Origin of the sequence: Dactylosporangium sp. NPDC000244 (assembly GCF_040300725.1) — a bacterium.
Lineage (GTDB): Bacteria > Actinomycetota > Actinomycetes > Mycobacteriales > Micromonosporaceae > Dactylosporangium.
This window is the reverse complement of sequence record NZ_JBEPEH010000069.1, coordinates 1-19,470: the sequence shown is the minus strand read 5'-3', so window position 1 is coordinate 19,470 and position 19,470 is coordinate 1. Positions and strand designations below refer to the sequence as shown.

General features: G+C 71.8%; 13 protein-coding genes. 9 read left to right on the top strand and 4 right to left on the bottom strand.

Translation table 11 applies throughout. The features are described from left to right. Positions 1 to 2,205: LuxR C-terminal-related transcriptional regulator (locus ABT369_RS54665; RefSeq protein WP_350626120.1), on the top strand; the 2,205-nt coding region annotated here is incomplete at its 5' end. Positions 2,206 to 2,520: 315 nt separating this feature from the next. On the opposite strand, the gene ABT369_RS54660 is transcribed toward ABT369_RS54665, so the two are convergent. Continuing rightward, positions 2,521 to 3,885 (bottom strand): serine/threonine-protein kinase, encoded by a 1,365-nt coding sequence (locus tag ABT369_RS54660; protein WP_350626118.1) that lies wholly within the window; start codon positions 3,883 to 3,885, stop codon positions 2,521 to 2,523. Position 3,886: 1 nt separating this feature from the next. After that, a complete protein-coding gene (locus tag ABT369_RS54655) occupies positions 3,887 to 4,885 on the bottom strand; it encodes a LacI family DNA-binding transcriptional regulator (RefSeq protein WP_350626116.1) in 999 nt (332 codons plus the stop codon). A gap of 136 nt (positions 4,886 to 5,021) precedes the next feature. Between ABT369_RS54655 and ABT369_RS54650 the strand changes: the two genes are divergently transcribed. The 5 genes from ABT369_RS54650 (at position 5,022) to ABT369_RS54630 (ending at position 10,359) form a co-directional block, all read left to right on the top strand. Next, positions 5,022 to 5,840, top strand: coding sequence for a serine/threonine-protein kinase (locus ABT369_RS54650; RefSeq protein WP_350626114.1), 819 nt, complete (start codon positions 5,022 to 5,024; stop codon positions 5,838 to 5,840). A 178-nt stretch (positions 5,841 to 6,018) separates the two neighbouring features. Next, complete coding sequence (locus ABT369_RS54645) at positions 6,019 to 6,186, top strand: LPXTG cell wall anchor domain-containing protein (RefSeq protein ID WP_223102416.1); 168 nt, start codon at positions 6,019 to 6,021, stop codon at positions 6,184 to 6,186. A gap of 3 nt (positions 6,187 to 6,189) precedes the next feature. Beyond that, positions 6,190 to 7,500, top strand: coding sequence for a glycosyltransferase (locus ABT369_RS54640; RefSeq protein WP_350626112.1), 1,311 nt, complete (start codon positions 6,190 to 6,192; stop codon positions 7,498 to 7,500). Between the two features lie 62 nt (positions 7,501 to 7,562). Next, on the top strand, positions 7,563 to 8,735 hold the full coding sequence (gene wecB / locus ABT369_RS54635) for a non-hydrolyzing UDP-N-acetylglucosamine 2-epimerase (RefSeq protein ID WP_350626110.1): 1,173 nt from the start codon (positions 7,563 to 7,565) through the stop codon (positions 8,733 to 8,735). Between the two features lie 16 nt (positions 8,736 to 8,751). Continuing rightward, positions 8,752 to 10,359 carry a DUF2334 domain-containing protein gene (locus tag ABT369_RS54630; RefSeq protein WP_350626108.1) on the top strand — a complete coding sequence of 536 codons (1,608 nt, stop codon included), beginning with the start codon at positions 8,752 to 8,754 and terminating at the stop codon, positions 10,357 to 10,359. Positions 10,360 to 11,979: 1,620 nt separating this feature from the next. Here ABT369_RS54630 and ABT369_RS54625 read toward each other — a convergent pair. Beyond that, positions 11,980 to 12,399, bottom strand: coding sequence for a hypothetical protein (locus tag ABT369_RS54625; RefSeq protein WP_350626106.1), 420 nt, complete (start codon positions 12,397 to 12,399; stop codon positions 11,980 to 11,982). A 167-nt stretch (positions 12,400 to 12,566) separates the two neighbouring features. Here ABT369_RS54625 and ABT369_RS54620 point away from each other — a divergent pair, with 167 nt between their 5' ends. The 3 genes from ABT369_RS54620 to ABT369_RS54610 all read left to right on the top strand — a co-directional run bounded on the left by ABT369_RS54620 (position 12,567) and on the right by ABT369_RS54610 (position 16,856). Beyond that, entirely contained in the window at positions 12,567 to 13,862 is a 1,296-nt protein-coding gene (locus ABT369_RS54620) for a hypothetical protein (protein WP_350626104.1), read from the top strand. After that, a complete protein-coding gene (locus ABT369_RS54615; protein ID WP_350626102.1) occupies positions 13,859 to 14,614 on the top strand; it encodes a 3-ketoacyl-ACP reductase in 756 nt (251 codons plus the stop codon). The genes ABT369_RS54620 and ABT369_RS54615 overlap by 4 nt, the downstream gene beginning before the upstream one ends. An 88-nt stretch (positions 14,615 to 14,702) precedes the next feature. Next, positions 14,703 to 16,856: a transglycosylase domain-containing protein gene (locus ABT369_RS54610; RefSeq protein WP_350626101.1), complete on the top strand. Its 2,154-nt coding sequence runs from the start codon at positions 14,703 to 14,705 to the stop codon at positions 16,854 to 16,856. Here the strand turns inward: ABT369_RS54610 and ABT369_RS54605 are convergent. After that, complete coding sequence (locus ABT369_RS54605) at positions 16,819 to 18,234, bottom strand: MFS transporter (protein ID WP_350626099.1); 1,416 nt, start codon at positions 18,232 to 18,234, stop codon at positions 16,819 to 16,821. The genes ABT369_RS54610 and ABT369_RS54605 overlap by 38 nt on opposite strands. Positions 18,235 to 19,470: the final 1,236 nt, after the last annotated feature.

Genomic DNA, 19,470 nt, shown 5'->3' with positions numbered 1-19,470 from the left:
GGACGCGCCGATGCGCGGGGCGAGCACCACCACCCGATCGAAACGCACGACAGCGCGACGCCCACGCACACAAACGGCGAAATAGCGGCGCGCGTGAACGTGCATAACACGCGCAGCGACGGGCCAGTGGGGCGGGGGCGGGGGGATGCGCTTGGCGTGCGTCTCGGGGTGGTGGTCGATGCGCCCGATGAGGTTCGGGTTGTGCTTGCTGCCGTTGGGGCCGCGGCGGCGTTTGTCGCTGCGCGCTTCGAGGTTGCCGCGAACTATGCGGGTGACTGGTTGCAGGAAGTACAGCAGACGGATGATCTCGACGGGACCGCTGACGCGCATCGGCGGCTCGCTGGGGTGCGCTGGTGTCTCGGGGACCCGGCCGGGCATCGGCGGTCGCTCGATCGGGCCGCGGCCGTCGGCGGGTCGGCGGCGTCGCGCGCGCGGCAGCGGGCGGCTGAGGCCGAGAGTGCGCTGCGTACCGAGGACGCCGCTCGCGTGCTGCCGCTTGCCGAGGCCGCGGTTGCCGCCGCCGAGCGGGCCGGGGTCGAGATCGCCGCGGCGTCCGTCACGCTCGGCACCGCGCTCGCGCTGACCGGGGACTTCGAGCGCGGGGTTGCGCTCTTGCGCGCGGCTCGGCAGTTGGCGGCGCGCGAGCACGATCCGATCACGATCGGGCGCGCGGTGCACAACCTGGTGGCGGTCAGCCTGCCGCGGCTGGGCGAGGTGATGGGCTGGCGGCTGTTCGACGAGGCGATGGCGACTGTTGCACGGTACGGGTTGGAGTTCTGCGCGGGTCGCACCACAACGCTCGGAATCGCGCATGCGATGCGCACCGGGGATCTGGCTCGGGCCGAGGCGCTGGTCTGGTCGCGGCTGCCGATCGAGGGCGATCCGGTCGAGCGTGTTCGCTTCACCGCGCGGGCGGGACTGCTCGCTCTTGAGCGCGGCGACGATTCGCTCGCGGTGCGCATGCTCGCGCGCGCGGATGCGGAGGGGCGCGACTCGGGGCTGGTTCGGGTGCTGCGGGTTGCGGTGGCGGCACGGGGCGTACACCCGGCTGATCCCGCAGAGGCGCTGCGTGACTGTGTCGGGCGGTGTGGACCGGCCCGGCTGGCCGAGGCCGCGCGCTGGGCGTTGCACGGCGGGGTGCCCGCGGCGGTGGTCGAGGAGCACGTGACCGATCGGCCCGTCCGGCTCGAACTGCTGCTCGCGGTGGCGGCGGGCCGCGATGCCGACGCGCTCACACTGCTGCCCGCGGCCCTCGCCGGCGAGTCGGTGAGCGAGGCGAGCGGCCGGGATGGTGCGAATGTGCGCGCTTTCGAGGCGGGTGGCTTCGGACCGGGCGGGTTCGGGGCGGGGGGTACGGGGATCATCGGGTTCGTGTCAGGCGCGCGTGGTCTGGCCGGCACCGGAGACGGATTTGGCGGCGGGGTTGAAGGAGAGGGCGGCGGCCGCGTCGGAGGCGGAGGCGGAAGCGGAGTCGTCGGAGGCGGAGGCGGAAGCGGAGTCGTCGGAGGCGGCGTTGGCGGGGGCGGAAGCGGAGTCGTCGGAGGCGGCGTTGGCGGGGGCGGAAGCGGAGTCGTCGGAGGCGGCGTTGGCGGGGGCGGGAGCGGGAGCGGAGTCGGCAAAGGCGGAGTTGGCGGGGGCGGGAGCGGAGTTGGCGGGGGCGGCCGAGGCGAGGGCGGCGGCTCCGGAGGCGGAATCGGCCCTGGTGGAGCCAGCGGCAAGCGTGTTTCCCGTCGCGCCCGGGCCGGGGCTGCCGCGAACGGTGTCGGGCCGGACGACGAAGTCGGTGCTGCCATGGCGACGGGCGCCGGGGCCGCGCGGGGTGGGGACGACGGCGGGCGGGCCGAAGAGGCGGCGGTGCATACGGCTGTGGCTCATGCGCTCGTGCGGCTCGGGCGCGCCGGTGAGGCCCGGCGGCACGCGGAGCGCGCAGTGGCGTTGCTCGCGCACTGGCCCGGATGGCGTCTGGCCGAGGCCGAGACGTTGCTGCACAGCCTGCGCGCGGGCGGTGACCTGACCGCGCGGGAGATCGAGGTGCTCGGGTGTCTCGCCGCTGGGATGACGAATCAGCAGGTCGCTAGCTCGCTCGGGATCTCGGTCCGGACGGTCACCGTGCACGTCTCGAATCTCCTGCGCAAGACCGGTGCGGCGTCGCGGACCGAGGCGGCGCTGTGGGCCGTAAGACATCGGTTGGCTCCCGAGCGCTGACCGGCCGCGGACGCTCCCAGACCGACCTGGGCAACCAACGGACTCGGACATATACGAAATATCCGATAAGTCGTGGCGCGGAGCGCCCGACTTATCGGACCCCACAGCGCGACCTACCGGCCCGGCCGCGCGAATCCACGTGAGCCGCGCGATCAACCGGCCCGAACCGCGCGAATCCGAGTGAGTGGCGCGAGCAATCGACCCGAACGGCGCACGAGTCCGCAGAAACTGCACGACCAACCAAGCCCGAACTCGCATGAGCCGCAGACCGAGAAAAAGAGCCGGAAACAGCCGGCCTACAGGGGCAAGAGAGCGTCACGTCGAGAAGGTGCGGCCGAACTGGACCACCGCCGCGTCCAGCTCCTGGTACGCCGCGTCGCTGATCGACTGGTCCCGCGTGCGGTCCGAGAGGTTCCGGCGCAGCATCTCGATCCGCCGCGCCGCGTCCGTCGGGTCCGAGAGCAGGTTGTTGATCTGGTTGCGGATGTCCAGCGCCACGTCCGAACGGATCTCCCCGGCCTGCGACCGCCGGTCCACGATGTCCAGCACCGCCCGACCCGCGGCCGGGCGGGTCAGCGGGGACGGCGGGACCGCCGGCGACGCGGGCGGGCTCGCCGGGGCGCCGGTGGTCGCCGGGCCGGACCTGCGGGCCTGGGTGGTCGGCGTGGGCGTGGACTGGCCGTTCGTGGGGGCGGGCACGACCGACACGAGGATGCTCACCGTCGGCGCGGGGGCCGCGTTCTGGCCGGAGCCCGGGGGCGGGCTGTCGTCGCGGAGCAGGAACACGGCCAGTACCGCCGCGGCCACCAGGACCGGGACGGCCACCAGCGCTCGGCGGCGGGTGAGCAGGGCGGACGTCGCGGACTTCGCCCCGAGGATGCTCGCCATCTCGGCGGCCGTCGGGCGGCGCAGCGGGTCGGCCGCGAGGCAGCGCAGGCACACCGCGGCGGCCGCGGCGGGCAGGCCGGGGACGTTGAGGGCCGGGCGGCGCTCGGCGGCGAGGGCGCGCTCGAGCTCCTCCCAGGTCGCGGCCGGGTAGGGCGGGGCGCCGGTGAGCATCTCGTAGAAGAGGACGCCCAGGGCGTAGACGTCGGTCGCGCCGCTGGCGGGGGCGCCGGTGAGGCGCTCGGGCGCGACGTACGGCGGGGTGCCGAACGTCATCGCCTCCTCGCGCTGGCCGATGTCGGCCGCGATGCCGAAGTCGAGCAGGCGCACGCCGTCGGTGGTGAGCATGACGTTCTCGGGGGTGACGTCGCGGTGCACGACGCCGCGGCGGTGGGCGGCGTGCAGGACGTCGGCGACCGTGGCGGCGACCGCGACCGCCTCGGGCACCGGCATGGGGCCCTTCTCGAGGCGCGCGGCGACGGAGATGCCGTCGAGCAGCTGCATCACCACGTAGGCGGCGATGCGCCCGCGCGGGGTGACCGTCTCGCCGTAGTCGTACACGCCGATGGCGTTGGGGTGCTCGATGCGGGCCGCGGCCCGGGCCTCGCGGCGGATGCGGTCGCGCTGGCCGCCGTCGGACGCGATGGGGCCGTCGAGGACCTTGACCGCGACCGTGCGCTCCAGGGCCGAGTCCCAGGCGCGCCAGACGACCGACATGCCGCCCGCACCGACGGGCTGTTTGAGGATGTAGCGGCGGGCGAGGATGTCGCCCTCCCGCAGCTGAGCACCGCGCATCCTACGTGGATGCCCGCACAACGAGCTCGGTCGGCAGGATCGGGTCGTCGCTGTCCGGGTCGAGCAGCAGGGCGGCGGCGACCGCGCCGAGCTCCTCGACGGGCTGGCGGACCGTGGTCAGGGCGGGCGCGGTGAAGGCCGCGAGCGGGGCGTCGTCGAAGCCGACCACGGCCACGTCCTCGGGCACCCGGCGGCCGGACTTGCGCAGCGCCTGGAGGGCGCCGGCGGCCATGGCGTCGGAGGCGACGAAGAGCGCGTCGAGGCGCGGGGTGCGATCGAGCAGCCAGGCGGCGGCGTGGCCACCGGACGGCGTGCTGTAGTCACCGTACGCGATCAGGGGCTGGCGCCCGGCGGCGATCATGGCCCGACGGTACCCGTCGAGGCGGTCGGCGGCAGCGGGCGAGTCCGGCGGGCCGGCGATCGTGGCGATGGTCCGCCGGCCGCGCAGGAGCAGGTGCTCCACGGCCTGCCGGGCGCCGTCGCGGTTGTCGACGTCGGCGTAGGGCACCGAGAGCTCCGGGCGGCCCGCGGAGCGCAGCGGCACCCGGGACGCGGCCAGCGACACGGCGAGCGGGTGCTGCCCGGGCGCGCCGACGAGCAGCACGCCGGCGACGCCGCCCGCGGTCAGGAACTGGGTGGAGCTGGCCACGGTGCCGCGCGTGGCGGACATGGTGAGCAGCGGCACCCCGCGGGCGGACAGCTCCTCCTCGGCCCCGGCGAGCAGCCGCGCGACGAAGCCGTCGCGGAACAGCCGGGCCGCCGACTCGAACACGACGGCGGCCACGGGCAGGCCCGCGGCCTGGCGGTCGACCCGGCGCGGGGCACGGTGGCGGACGTACCCGAGCTGGGCGATGGCGTCGTGCACCGACACCCGGGCGGAGGTGCTGACCCGCACCCGGCCCGTGAGGACGCGGGAGACGGTGGCGGCGGAGACCCCCGCGGCGGCGGCGACCTCGGTGACGGTGGGTGATGGTGCTGGCTCGGCGGTGTGCTCAGGCATCAAATCTCCTGTGGGAGCGATTCCTGCGGTCAGCGTCAGTCAGAGTTACCGCGATGTCAACTATAGGTTTCGATCACACTTATGAACTTCGCCAGGGCTATCGCTAGCACGACCGGATAGGGAATAGTCGTCGTCTGTGTCCGGGATCGAGGTTGGCCGCAGGGTGCTCGACCGCTACCTGCTGGTCCGCCCGATCGCCCGGGGCGGGATGTCGCTGGTCTACGAGGCCGTCGACCTCGAGCGGATTCGACCGGCGGCGGTGAAGGTACTCGCACCGGCGTTCGCGAACAACACCCGGGCCTGTCACGCGGCGCGACGAGAGCCGCACCTGATGCAGCGGATGCGCCACCCCACGGTGCCGAAGGTCTTCGCGTTCGGCGAGATCGAGGCCGGGGACGTGTCCGTGCCGGCCGTCGCGATGGAGCTGCTCAACGGGGTACCGCTGGCCACCCGCCTCGCCGAGGGCCCGGTGCCCTGGCAGGAGGCGGTGGAGATCGCGGCCTCCGTCGCCGAGCTGCTCGCCGTCGCGCACCGCCGCGGCATCGCGCACCGGGATTTGACGGCCGACAATGTCATGCTGACCACGGCCGGTGTAAAGATCATCGACTTCGGGCTCGCGGTGCCCTTCGCGCACCCGTCGGCGTCGCGGGTCGAACACGCTCCGGCGTGGGACGTGTACGCGCTCGGCGTCCTGCTGTACCACATGCTCACCGGCCGCTCGCCCCACGCGCCCGGCGCCCGCCTGCTGCAGGCCGCCCCGACGCCCGTGGTGCTCACCCCCGGCGTGCCCCGGTCCGTGGCCGAGCTGTGCCGGCAGTGCATGGCCAAGCGCCCCGGCGAGCGGCCGGACAGCGCCGCCGTCGCGCTCTCCCTGTGGGCCGAGTTCGCCCCCGGCTGGCAGCAGCCCCGGGACCTCACCGAGAGCTACGGCACACCGTCTCGACACGGTGCGTAATCACCGGGTTTTTGCTGCGTAAGCGCCCTGTCGGGTGCTCGGTTGGACTTCCCCCCAGCAACCCTGTCACCCATTGTGATCGGCGCGGCGGCAAGCCAAGCTTCTCGGACAAGGTGCACGACGGTTGCCGGCAAGGAGCCGCCGGGCACCACCACCGGATAGCCGAGGGGAAGCTGTCATGTCAGGTTCGAAGGTCACCGGCGTGGTCGTGACCGGCGGGGCCACCGCCGGATCGCTGCCCGTCACCGGAAGCCCGGTCTTCGCCATCGTCGTCGCCGGGATCGCGCTCGTGGTCACCGGCTTCCTGATGGTCCGGGCCTCGCGCTTCAACCGCAGCGCCGCCTGAGCGATGACGGCGATCCTTCTGGTCGGCTTCGCACTGCTGACGCTGTGGCCGGCGTACAACCTGGCGCTGGTGGCCTTCTCCGCCAGCGACGCGGCCACCGCCGGACGCCGCCGCCGGCGCGATGCCATCGCGCCGAACGGCAACGAGCCGCTGACCTTCTGGATCGTCGTGCCCGCCCTCAACGAGGAGCGGGTGGTCGGCCGGACCGTCGGCGCCGCCCTGGCGCTGAGCGGGCCGGACGGCACACGCACCAGGGTTCTGGTGGTCGATGACGGATCGGACGACGGCACCCCGGACGTACTGGCCGCCATCGACCACCCGGGCCTGACGGTGCTGCGCCGCGACTTCCCCAACGCCCGCAAGGGCAAGGGCGAGGCGCTCAACGCCGCCTTCCGGGCGATCCGGGACCTGACGCTGGCCAACGGCGAGGACCCGTCCCGGGTCGCGGTCGGGGTCATCGACGGCGACGGGCGGGGCAGCGCCAACCTGCTGCCCGAGATCTCGCGGCTGATGCGGGACCCCGACGTCGGCGCGGTGCAGGTGCGCGTGCGCATCCACAACCGCAACAAGGTGCTCGGGGCCGTGCAGGATCTCGAGTTCGCCGCGATCGCCAACGCCAGCCAGCTGCTGCGCGACGCGGCGGGCACGGTCGGCCTCGGCGGCAACGGGCAGTTCGCCCGGCTGTCGTCGCTGATGCGGCTGGGCGACGCGCCCTGGTCACACTGCCTGGTCGAGGATCTCGAGCTCGGGCTGCGCATGCACCTCAACGGGGAGCGGATTCGGTACACCTCGCTGGCCCACGTCAAGCAACAGGGCCTGGTGGACGTCAAGCGCCTGGTCCGGCAACGGACGCGCTGGGCGCAGGGCAACCTGCAGTGCGTGTCGTACGTCCCGAGGCTGATCGGCTCGCGCAAGATCCGCAACCACGCGCTGCTGGAGATGCTGTACTACCTGCTCGCGCCGTGGATGAACGCGTTCGGCACGGCGGCGGTGTTCGGGCTGTGGGGGTACGCCATGTGGCACCTGATCCCGGGCCACGGGGACACCTTCATGATCCACTCGTGGGGCCAGATGGGCGAGGTCGGGCTCTTCTGGGCCATCGGGATGACGGTGCCGGGGCTGGTCTGGGCGATCGTGCACCGCGTGCAGCTGCGCGACGAGACCACGCCGACGCTGCTCAAGGCGGCGCTCGCCTACCCGTTCTTCCTGCTGCTCGGCCTCGTGGCGACCTGGCGGGCGATCGGCCGGCAGGTGGCTCGGCGCAACGCCTGGGCCAAGACCGAACGGCTCGCCGAAGAGCCGGTCGCCGCCTGAACAGTACGACAAGGATATATCCGCACGGATGCGGCACTTACTCCTCTCAAGGTGACGCACACATGCTTCCTGAAGTCTTCCTGATCGCCGGTACCCGTCCCGAGGCCATCAAGCTCGCCCCCGTCGCGGCCGCCATGCGCGCCGCCGGCCGCCTCAGCCCGGTCCTGGTCGCCAGCGGCCAGCACCCGACGATGGTGACGCAGGCCCTGGCCGCCTTCGACGTCGAGGCGGACGTGACCCTGCCGCTGCAGCGCGTGACCGGCAGCCAGCCGGAGCTCCTCACCGAGATGATCAAGCAGCTCGACGCGCTGCTGGAGACCCGCAAGCCCGCCGCCGTGATCGTGCAGGGCGACACCACGACGACGCTCGCCGGCGCGATGGCCGCGTTCTGGCGCCGCATCCCGGTCGTGCACCTCGAGGCCGGCCTGCGCTCGGGCGACCTGGACTCGCCGTTCCCGGAGGAGGCCAACCGCAAGCTCGTCGGCCAGCTCGCCGCGCTGCACCTCGCCCCGACCGCCCTCGCCGCGACGAACCTGCTCGACGAGAGCGTGGCCCCGTCCAACGTGCTCATCACCGGCAACACCGTCGTGGACGCGGCGCTGGAGATCGCGGCGAAGGAGCTGCCGTTCGACGACGCCGGCGTGGCCGCCGCGGTCGACGCCGCCGAGCACGGCGAGGCGCGCCTGGTGCTGGTCACCGCGCACCGCCGCGAGTCGTGGGGCGAGCCGCTGGAGCGCATCCTCAGCTCGGTGCGCCGCCTGGTCGAGGCGTACCCGGACATCCGGGTCGTTCTGCCCGCCCACGCCAACCCGGCGGTGCGGGCACAGGTCGAGGCCGGACTCGCGGGCGTGCCGCGGGTGACGATCACCGACCCGCTGCCCTACCCCTCGCTGGCCCGGCTGCTCTCCCGCGCATACCTGGCCCTGACCGACTCGGGCGGCATCCAGGAAGAGGCCCCTTCCTTCAAAGTTCCGGCATTGGTACTGCGTGAGGTCACCGAACGCGTCGAGTCCCTCCAGGCCGGCTGCGCCAAGCTGGTCGGCACCGACGAGGACCTGATCGTCGCCGAGGCCGCGAAGCTGCTCGACGACCCGATGCTGCGGCAGTCGATGACCGCCAGCGGCAACCCGTACGGCGACGGTCTCGCGTCGCAGCGCACCGAGCAGGCGGTCGCCGCCATGCTCGGCCTCGCGCCCATCCCCTCCCCGATGCCCACGTCCGCCTCGCTCGTCTGATTGGGTTTGTTCCTTTATGCGTAAGCTGTCAGCTCTGCTCGGGCTCGTGCTCGCCGCGGTGCTCGGACTCGCCGCTCCCGCGGCCCCGGCCCTGGCCGCGACCACCGCGAAGACCGTCTCCGGCGCCGGCGCCACCGGCTCCAGCGCCTCGACGAAGACGCTCGTCCTCTACGACTACACCGGCGAGTACGCCTGGCTCGGCGAGGACTACGGGATGATGGCCACGAACCTCGTCTCGCACTTCGGCGCCTGGACCGCGCACCCGGTCGGCACCTACACCAAGGGCGAGCTGGAGAAGTACAGCGCGGTCGTCTACGTCGGCTCGACGTACGACGAGCCGATCCCGACCGCCTTCCTCGACGACGTGCTGTCGACGAGCAAGCCGGTGGTGTGGCTGTACGACAACATCTGGCAGCTCACCGCGCGCTCGGCGGACTTCGCGACGAAGTACGGGTACACCTGGAAGGGCTTCGACGTCTCCACCGTCGCCGAGGTCGACTACAAGGGCACCGCGCTGACCCGCGACACCCGCAACCTCGCCGGCATCATGGACTACGCCGTCTACGACAGCACCAAGGCGGTCAGCGTGGCCGACGCCGTGCGCGCCGACGGCTCGAAGTTCCCCTGGGGCATCAAGTCGGGCAACCTGACCTACATCGGCGAGATCCCGTTCTCCTACATCACGTCGAACGACCGGTACCTCGCGTTCTCGGACCTGCTCTACGACGTGCTCGCCCCGAAGGCCGCCGCGCGGCACCGCGCCCTGGTCCGCATCGAGGACGTCGGCCCCGACGCCGACCCGGCCGAGCTGCGCGCCATCGCCGACTACCTGTCGAGCAAGAAGGTCCCGTTCACCGTCGCCGTCTACAGCCGCTACCGCGACCCGAAGGGCGTGAACAACAATGGCAAGGCCGAGGACTACACGCTGCGTCAGCGGCCACTGGTGGTCAGCGCCCTGAAGTACATGCAGAGCAAGGGCGGCACGCTGCTCATGCACGGCTACACGCACCAGCTCGACGCCCTGAACAACCCGTACGACGGCGTGAGCGCGAACGACTTCGAGTTCTTCCGCGCCCACGTCGACGCCAACGACGCCGTCATCTACGACGGCCCGGTCAAGAACGACTCGGCCCTCAACGTGACCGCCCGCGTCACCGCCTCCCGCGCCGACTGGCTCATGGCCGGCCTCTCCCAGCCGACGATCTTCGAGCCCCCGCACTACGCCGCCTCGGCGCTGGACTACAAGACCATCAACACGCTCTTCGGCGTCCGGTACGACCGCGGCCTCTACTTCCCGGGCGTGCTCTCCGGCACCACGGTGGACAACCGCGTCGCCCACATGGTCGGCCAGTTCTTCCCGTACACCGTCCGCGACGTCTACGGCTCGACCATCATCCCGGAGAACATCGGCAACATCGAGCCGGAGCCGTTCAACCAGCACCCGGCCGTGCTGCCGGCCGACCTGATCGCGAACGCGAAGGCGAACCTGGCCGTCCGCGACGGCGTGGCGAGCTTCTTCTACCACCCGTACCTGGGCACGTCGTACCTCAAGTCGACCGTCGAGGGCATCCAGTCCCTGGGCTACACGTTCGTCTCGGCGTCGTCGATGACCACGGTGGCCTGACCCGTTCCTCCTTCCGCACTTCGGCTCCACGAGGCCGGACCCCGCCCCGGGGTCCGGCCTCCGCCGTTGCGCACGCCCCCTCGCCGCGCCCAACGGCGACGCGATCCGCGGGGCGCCCGTCGCCGGACGGCGCCGCTCCCACTCACCGCGCCGGCCGCTTTGGCGGCGATCGCCGCCAAACGCCCCCGTGACGCTCGCCGCCGAACGACGCTCACCGCGAGCCGCACGGTGTCCGGCGCGGCTTGAAGCGTTCGACGTCAAGCTCCCCAGTGACGCCGTGCCCCGCACACCGCGGCCGCGAACCGCGGGATGCCTGGCGCGCATCCGCAGCGCTCGACGCCGAACGCCCTCGTAGCGCGCGATGTCGAAGCACTGCCGCAGCCCTCGACGCCGAGCGCCCCCGTGGCGCTCGGTGTCCGTGCAGCGCCGAGCGCCCCGGTGACGCTCGCCCCCCGCACAGCAGCCGCGAACCGCACGATGCCCGAGACGCATCCGCAGCGCTCGGCGCCGAACGCCCCCGTGGCGTCGGTGCCGGTGCACTGCGGCCGCGGCGGTCATCGTCGTTGGTCTTGCCCGCGTCGAGGTGCGGGCTCGTCACGCCGATGGGAGCGCGGTCCGGTCAAGTCGAGTCCTGCCAAGAGCGCCGGCGTGCCGAGGTGCTGGCGTGCCGAGGTGCTGGCGTGCCGAGGTGCTGGCGTGCCGAGGTGCTGGTCGGCGCGGACGGCGTGGTCGGGAAGGAACTCGCGGATCAGTGGACATTGCCGTGCGTCTCGGTGATCCCGGCCGTGGGTCGCGACGCCGGCCGTGGGTGGCGGCGATCCCGCCGTGATGTTGGCGCGGGGTCTCGGTCGTTAGGTTGCCGTGGGGTCGCGGGGTCTCGGTCGTAAGGTTGCCGCCGGGTCGTGAGGGATCTGGTCGTGAGGTCGCGGGGTCTCGGTCGTGGTGGAGCGGGCGGGGACTGGGCCGACCCTGCGCGGCGGGTCGGCCCGGCCCCGCACTGGGCGACGCGGCGAGGCCTTCGCGGCGGCGTACGCACTCCGGCGCGGTGCGGGTTCCGCGCGAAGGAAGGAGTGCGGGCAGCCGCGAGGACGGCGCGGCCGTTCCGGCGTCGCCCGGCGTTCGGGAATCTCAGGGGCGGCTCGGCGGCCCGCGGGTGATGGTGTGGTCGTCTGGCCGGCGGCCGACGGCTGGAGGCGGGATTTCCTTGTCGCTCACGGGTTCCAGCTTTCCCCTCCCGCCGCCCGTGCGGAAGAGAAACTTCCAGCCTGTGGATAACCCGGAAAGCCGCAGGTAGAAGCCCGAGAAGGGCAGGCGCGAGACACCGGCCCGGCGAGCGAAAGTGCGAGAAGGCGAGGCGCATAACAGGGGGCGGAGACACCAACGCGCGAGAAGGCGAGGTGCATAGCCGGGGCCGGGGAACGCGGCGCGCGGGAAGGAGAGGTGCATAGCCGGGGGCCGGGGAACGCCGCGCGCGGGAAGGAGAGGTGCATGACCGGGGCCGGGGAACGCGGCGCGCGGGAAGGATGAGGTGCATGACCGGGGCCGGAGACACCAACGCGCGAGAAGGCGAGGTGCAGGAGCCGAGGCCGAGAACGCGGCGCGCGGGAAAGTAGGGTGCGGTCAGTGTTCCAGGAGCAGGTGGGGCATCAGGCGTTCGATGGCGTTCAGGTCGTACACGCGGCGGATTTCTGTCACCAAGCCTGACTCGTTCACGGTCAGGAACTCCGCCAGGCGGAAGGTCTCGCCCGACAGGGTGCAGTCGTAGACCAGGGCGGCCCGGCGGTCCAGCACCGTCTCGGCGAAGACCGTCACCGAATCCAGCGCGGCGGCGTAGTCCGTCAGGAGTTCGATGAAGTCGCCGTCCGGGTCCAGGTTGGTCTCGATCGCCGGGGCCGCTGCCAGAAGTTTGAAGAGGTCTGTCGTGCGTCCCGTGGTCCAGGCCGTGACCCAGCGGGCGGTGACGTCCTCCACCGCGATGTCCATCGCCGCATATCCTCGCACGCGCCGGTCAAGCCCTCGCATCCGCTCGGCGAACGACACGGCACGGCACGGTTGCCGGGACGACGGCGCTCTCAGCAAAAGACGCCCCAGCAAGGCGCCGGGGCTCCCAGCAGAAGACGCCGGGACTCTCGGCAAGGGACGCCAGGGCTTTCAGCAAAGGACGCCGGGGCTTTCAGGAAAGGGCTTTCCTCGGTAACATCCCCCGCATGCTGCGCACCGACATGGGGCTCACCGGCAAGGATCTCGTTGCCGACGTCGAGCGGATGTTCGAGCTCTCCGCCGGGAAGATCCTGGCCCTCGACCCGCACGGCGGGGGCGGGTCGCCGGTGTTCACCGTCGACGGGCGGTACACGGCCCGGGGCTGGACCGAGTGGACGCAGGGGTTCCAGGTCGGCTCGGCACTGCTGCAGTTCGACGCGACCGGCGACGAGCGCTTCAAGGCACTCGGCCTCGAGCAGACGAGAACGCTGATGGCGCCGCACGTCAGCCACGTCGGCGTGCACGATCACGGGTTCAACAACGTCAGCACGTACGGGGCGATTCTGCGCCTGGTCCGCGAGGGCCGCGTCGACGAGAGCGAGCGGGCCGCGGCCGAGCTTGCGCTGAAGGTCTCCGGGGCGGTCCAGGCCGCGCGCTGGCAGAAGATCGAGGACGGCACCGGGTACATCTACAGCTTCAACGGCCCCCAGTCCCTGTTCGTGGACACCATCCGGTCCTGCCGCTCCCTCGCCGTCGCGCACCGGCTCGGGCACGTGCTGATGGGCGAGCACGACGAGCGGATCGACCTGCGGGAGCGGATGCGCCAGCACGCGCACAACACCGCGAAGTACAACGTCTTCTACGGCACCGGGCGCGACGCCTACGACGTGCGCGGGCGCACCGTCCACGAGGCCCTGTTCAACGTCAACGACGGGCGCTTCCGGGCGCCGAGCACGCAGCAGGGGTACTCCCCCTTCTCGACGTGGACGCGCGGCCTGGCCTGGGCGATGCTCGGCTTCGCGGAGCTGCTCGAATTCGAGCACGACGACGTCTTCGAGGAGGCCGCGCGGGCCACGTGCGACTTCTACGTCGACTCGTCGCCGGCCGACGGCGTGCCCTACTGGGACACCGGCGCCCCCGGTCTCGCGCGCCTCGACCTCGACGCGGCCGCGGACCCGTTCAACGAGCACGAGCCCGTCGACTCCAGCGCCGCCGCGATCGGGGCCCAGGGCCTGCTGCGGCTCGGGCGCGCGCTCGGCGAGGAGCGGTACACCCAGGCCGGACTGACGGTCGCGCGGACGCTGCTGCGGGAGCCGTACCTGAGCACCGACCCGGACCACCAGGGCCTCCTGCTGCACTCGGTCTACCATCGCCCCAACGGCTGGGACCAGGTCCACGAGGGCCAGCGGGTGCCCAACGGCGAGTCGAGCATGTGGGGCGACTACCACCTGCGCGAGCTCGGCCTCTACCTGCTCCGCCTCGACAACGGGCCCTACTACACCTTCTTCGGGGGCACCGCGTGAGCGCCGCGCTCGTCACCGGGGCCTCCCGCGGGATCGGCCGGGGCATCGCGCTGGCGCTGGCCCGGGCCGGCTGGGACGTCGTGGTCAACTACGCGAGCAACGCGGCCGCCGCGGAGCAGGTCGCGGCCGAGGTCGAGAAGCACGGAGCAAAAGCGGCCACGGTACGGGCTGATCTCGCCGAATCCGCGGACCGCGCCCGGCTCGTGGAGGAGGCCTACGCGGCCTTCGGCGACATCGAGCTGCTCGTGAACAACGCCGGCGTCGCGCCGAGCGTGCGCGCCGACATCCTCGAGGCCGGCGAGGAGTCGTTCGACCGGCTCGTCGGGATCAACCTCAAGGGCCCCTACTTCCTGACCCAGCTGGTCGCCAACCGCATGATCGCCGCCGGCACCGCGGGCCGCATCGTGACCATCTCCTCGATGAGCGCCTACACCGCGAGCGTCAACCGCGGCGACTACTGCGTGACCAAGGCCGGCCTGTCGATGCTCACCAAGTTGTACGCCGCGCGCCTGGCCGAGCACGGCATCAACGTCTACGAGGTGCGCCCCGGGATCATCGCCACCGACATGACCGACGGGGTCAAGGAGAAGTACGACCGGCTGATCCTCGACGAGGGCGTGACCCCGATCCGCCGGTGGGGCACCCCGGACGACGTGGGCAAGGCGGTGGTCGCGATCGCGAGCGGGCTGCTGCCCTTCTCCACCGGCCAGGTCATCGACGTCGACGGAGGTTTTCACCTCAAGACGCTGTAGAGCGCGTCAATGCCGCAATTCGGTTGTCATGACACCCGGTGGGGTTTTTCACGTGTCGGCGGCGGCTCGATGGGGTAGGGCTTGGAGAGTGCGTCTGCGTCCCATGCCGGCCCTGAAGGCCGTCGCCTCGTTGTTGCTGTGCGGACTGTTCGCCGGGGTGGTGGTCGCCGCGGCCACGTTCCCGGGACTCGCCTTCTCCGGCCTGGCCGCGAAGTCCGGGGCCGACACGTTCGAGGATCTCCCGATCGATCTTGATGTGCTGCCCTCGCCACAGATCTCCTACATCTACGCCAGTGACGGCAAGACGGTGCTGGCGATGATGTACGACGAGAACCGGCGCGACGTCCCGATCGCCGACGTGGCCCCGGTGATGCAGCAGGCCATGGTCGCGGCCGAGGACAACCGGTTCTACGAGCACAAGGGCGTGGACCTCAAGGGGGTCGCCCGGGCGTTCGTGAACAACGAGAACGGCGGTGACCAGCAGGGCGCCTCGACGCTGACGATGCAGTACGTGCGCCAGGCGACCTCCTACTCGGCCCGCACGCCGCAGGAGGTCGTCGACGCGACCGCGAAGACGCCGGCCCGCAAGCTCAAAGAGATGAAGCTGGCGATGGCGCTGGAGAAGAAGCTCACCAAGCAGCAGATCCTGGAGCGGTACCTCAACATCTCCACCTTCGGCCACGGCGCCTTCGGCATCTACGCGGCCGCGCACGTCTACTTCGGCAAGGACCCCAAGGACCTCACGCTCGGCGAGGCCGCGCTGCTGGCCGGGCTCGTGAAGGCGCCCTCGACGAACGACCCGGCGACCGCGGACGGCCTGCCGAAGGCGATCGCGCGGCAGGGGTACGTCCTGGACCAGATGGTGGCGATGAAGTACATCACGCCGCAGCAGCGCGACGAGGCCAAGGCGCAGAAGCTGACCATCGTCGGGCAGCGCACGCCCGAGGGGTGCGAGTCCGTGCAGCGCTCCGACCTCGGCGCCGGGTTCCTCTGCGACTACCTGCGCCGCTGGTGGGACGAGCAGCCGGCCTTCGGCGCCGACGCGTTCGACCGGGAGAACAAGCTGCGCTCGGGCGGGTACACCATCGTCACCTCGCTGAACGTGCAGACCCAGGCGGCGGCGTTCAAGTATGCGAAGAACCAGCCCGACGTCGGCTCGGCGAACGTGGGCCTGGGCAACCCGGAGGCGGTGATGGTCGCCGCCGTGGAGCCCGGCACCGGCCGGGTGCAGGCGCTGGCCACCAACCGCAACTTCAGCAACGACCAGAGCGGCAACGGCCAGAGCACCAACCCCGACCGGAAGGGGCAGAAGGGCAACTACCCGAACACCACGGTGCCCTTCATCACCGGCGGGCCGGACGTGCCCGGCTACCAGGCCGGCTCGTCGTTCAAGATCTTCACCGCGGTCGCCGCGATGGAGTCCGGGCTGCCGCTGTCGCACACCGAGGACGTGCAGGCGCAGTTCGTGTCCGACTACCCGATCAGCGCGAGCAGCCCCGCGGCGTGCAACGGCCCGCACTACTGCCCGAAGAACTCCGAGGGCGACCCGACCGGCACGTTCAACATGTGGCAGAGCTTCGGCATGTCGCTGAACACGTACTTCGTCCCGCTCGAGCAGCGCGTCGGCGCCGACCACGTGGTGGACGTGGCCAAGCGCCTCGGCATCCAGTTCCGCACGTCGCAGGACGCGAACTTCGCCAAGGACGCCAAGCAGTGGGGCGCGTTCACCCTCGGCGTGTCGGACACGACGCCGCTGGACCTCGCCGGCGCCTACGCGGCCCTCGCCGCCGACGGCAACTACTGCACGCCGACGCCGGTCACCGAGATCCGCGACGCCGACGGCAACAAGATCGACGCCGGGCAGCCGCAGTGCAAGCAGGTCGTCGATCCCGACATCGCGCGCGCGGCCGTGGACATGGCCCGGTGCCCGGTCGGCGACCAGTCCGCGTTCGGCGCCTGCCCCGGCAGCGGTACCGCCACGAACGTGCACGGCGACGTCGGGCGCCCGGTCGCGGGCAAGACCGGCACGACCGACAGCGGCAAGAGCGCGACGTTCGTGGCCATGACCAAGCAGCTGGCCGTGGCCGGGATCCTCACGGACCCGGACAACCCGCAGACCAACAGGACCATGTCGCACCCGGTCATCAACAACGCGGTGGCGTACACCCTGAAGGCCGCGCTGCAGGGTCAGCCCGTGGAGCAGTTCACCCCGCCGAGCCACCAGCGGGCGTTCGGGAACTGACCTCGGCGGCCGCCCGGCCCCGCAGCAGTTCGTGCACCTCGCCGATGTCCTTCGGCGAGGTGCGCGACGCCAGCCAGTACATGATCCCGGTCGGAATGAAGAAGACCTGGAACGCGGCGAGCCCGATGGCCAGGTTCGCGGGTGGCGGGAACGAGCGCGCGAGGGCCGCGAACACGGCCCCGACGAGCCCGTTGCCGGCCGCGCGGCCGACGCCGTTGACGAGGTTGCCCATGGAGTACACCGTGCCGCGGTGCTCCGGCGGGTTGACGTCGGCGATGAGCGCGAACCAGTTCGGCGAGTTCGCCGAGGTCAGCGCCAGCGCCAGCACCGCCAGCAGGAACGCCCCGAGCAGGCCGGGCGAGGTGACCAGGGAGCCCAGCACGATCTCCAGCGCCGGGCGGCCCTGCGGCTCGGGCAGGCCGATCGGGGCGAAGAACAGCAGCACGTACAGCGGGACGCCGGCCAGGATCCCGATCGCCGCCACCTTCGCCCGGCCGCCGAGGTCGCGCCGCTGCCAGCGGTCCCCGATCAGCCCGCCGACGATCGACAGGACCCCGCCGAGCTGGAAGAGGATGGCGAGCAGCCCGCCGACGGCGATCGCGGTCTTCTCGTCGTAGCCCTGGGCCTCGGCCCGGGCCTGGAAGAGCCGCGGCAGCCAGACGAGCGACCCGAACGCGGCCTGGGCCGTGAGCCCCTGCAGCACGAGCCACACGTTCGTCCGCCGCGCCGCGATCCGGGGCAGGTCGGCCCGGGAGATGCGGTGCTCGTACTCCTCGCCGGCCGCGAACACGGCGGCGAGATCGGGCTCGCTCTGCCCGCGGCGGATGTCGGCGGTGGTGAAGTACGCGACGCAGGCCACGACCCCGAGCGCGGCCAGCACGTAGAACGGGACCTTCCAGTCGGTGCCGCCGAGCTGGCTGGCGACGAAGACCCCGGCGAGGGTGCCGACGCCCTGCGACAGTCCCCAGAGGCTCATCACCAGGCCCCGCCGCTTCGGCGAGATGAGGTCGCTGACCACGGAGAACCCGACCGAGCCGACGGCCCCGAGGCCGACGGCCGCGAACAACTGGGCGGCCAGGAAGGTCCAGTACCCGCCCGCGAGCACGGTCGCCGCGGTGCCGGCCGCCCAGATCAGCGTGCCGATCATCAGCACGGGTTTACGGTCTGTCCGGTCGCCGGCGTACGCCCACGCGACGGCGGCCACGGCGGTGACGAGGTAGCTGACGGCGGTGACCACGCCGAGGGCGCCCTCACCGACGCCGAGCGCGCGGCTGATGGGTGAGTAGAGGGGCGGGACGAGGCCGATCGCGACGTTGTCGAGCGAGGCCAGGACGATGAAGACGGCCACGCTGTAGACCCGATGCACGATCACACCCAACCATCGCCGTACGGGGCCGCGCCACTCGGGCGCTGGTCGGGGCCGGTGGTTCCACGAAATGTCGGACACTTCGTGATCCGACATTTCGGACTTATGCCCTGTCGGGTCATGTATCTGATAAGTCGCAATAGTTGACTGAGTTGGGGCGTGTGCGGCTTCTGTGCCGGCGCCAACGACGGTGCGCGGGCGGCGGCGCCGGGCGCTTCGGAACGGCGCTGCGGCTCCAGCAGCCATTCCCGCACCGGCGCCAACGACGGTGCACGGGATGGCGGCGCCGACCGCTTCGGATCGCATCCCGTGGCCGATGCGGCGAAACGGTCCCGCACCGGCGCCAAGGGCGGTGCACGGGGTGGCGGCGCCAGCAGCTTCGGATCGCATCCCGTGGCCGATGCGGCGAAACGGTGCCGCGACTCCGGCAGCCATTCCCGCACCGAATCCTCCAGGTGTACCGCGCCCTCGTCCGCCACTGGCCGCCCAGCGAGAGAATATGTTCGCCATATGCGCGTCCGCGTGGTCCGGGATCGTGGTTTCGGTCGTATTCTGGGATCATTGCTGGTATGGGGCAGATGCAGTTGTTCAGTTCTCGGGAATTGGCTGCTATGCGGGACCGGACGAAAGCCAGGAATTGGTGGCCTGGGAAGGATGAGTTCCGTCGGGAAGCGCAACGGCGGCGCGACTGGGGTTTGGTGAGACGGCATGCGGAGAAGCTGCGCCGCATCCACGGCCCCGCGGCGCCCGCGCCCGGAACATCAGCGCCTCCCGGTCAGAGCCCCGCAGAAGTCGCCCCGGCACAACCGCCTTCCGACCTCACCGGAAATGCCGGCCAGCCCACCGCGACAATACCCACGAGGCCGTCCGGGAAATCACCTCAGCCCACGACGGAAAATTGCGCCCGCGTCGGCATGAGACCCGGCGTCAAATTGCCTCAACGAGGCAATCGAACAGGCCGCGGTCGCGCAATTCTACCGAACCGGCCCATCGCCCGAACGCGTCATGCAGAGCGACCGCAGCGCGCTACCCGTGGCGCCCGGGCGCGCCACCGGTACACGGAATGCAGTGGCGGCGCGCCCCCGTGGTGCTGGGGCGCGGCGCCGGTACACGGAATGCAGTGGCGGCGCGCCCCCGTGGTGCTGGGGCACGGCGCCGCGCCTGCACGGAAAGCGGCGGCGCGCCCCCCGGGGGGTGGGGCGCGCCCGCCCAGCTGTGCCGGCCGCCGGGCAGGCCCGCTCGCCCCCG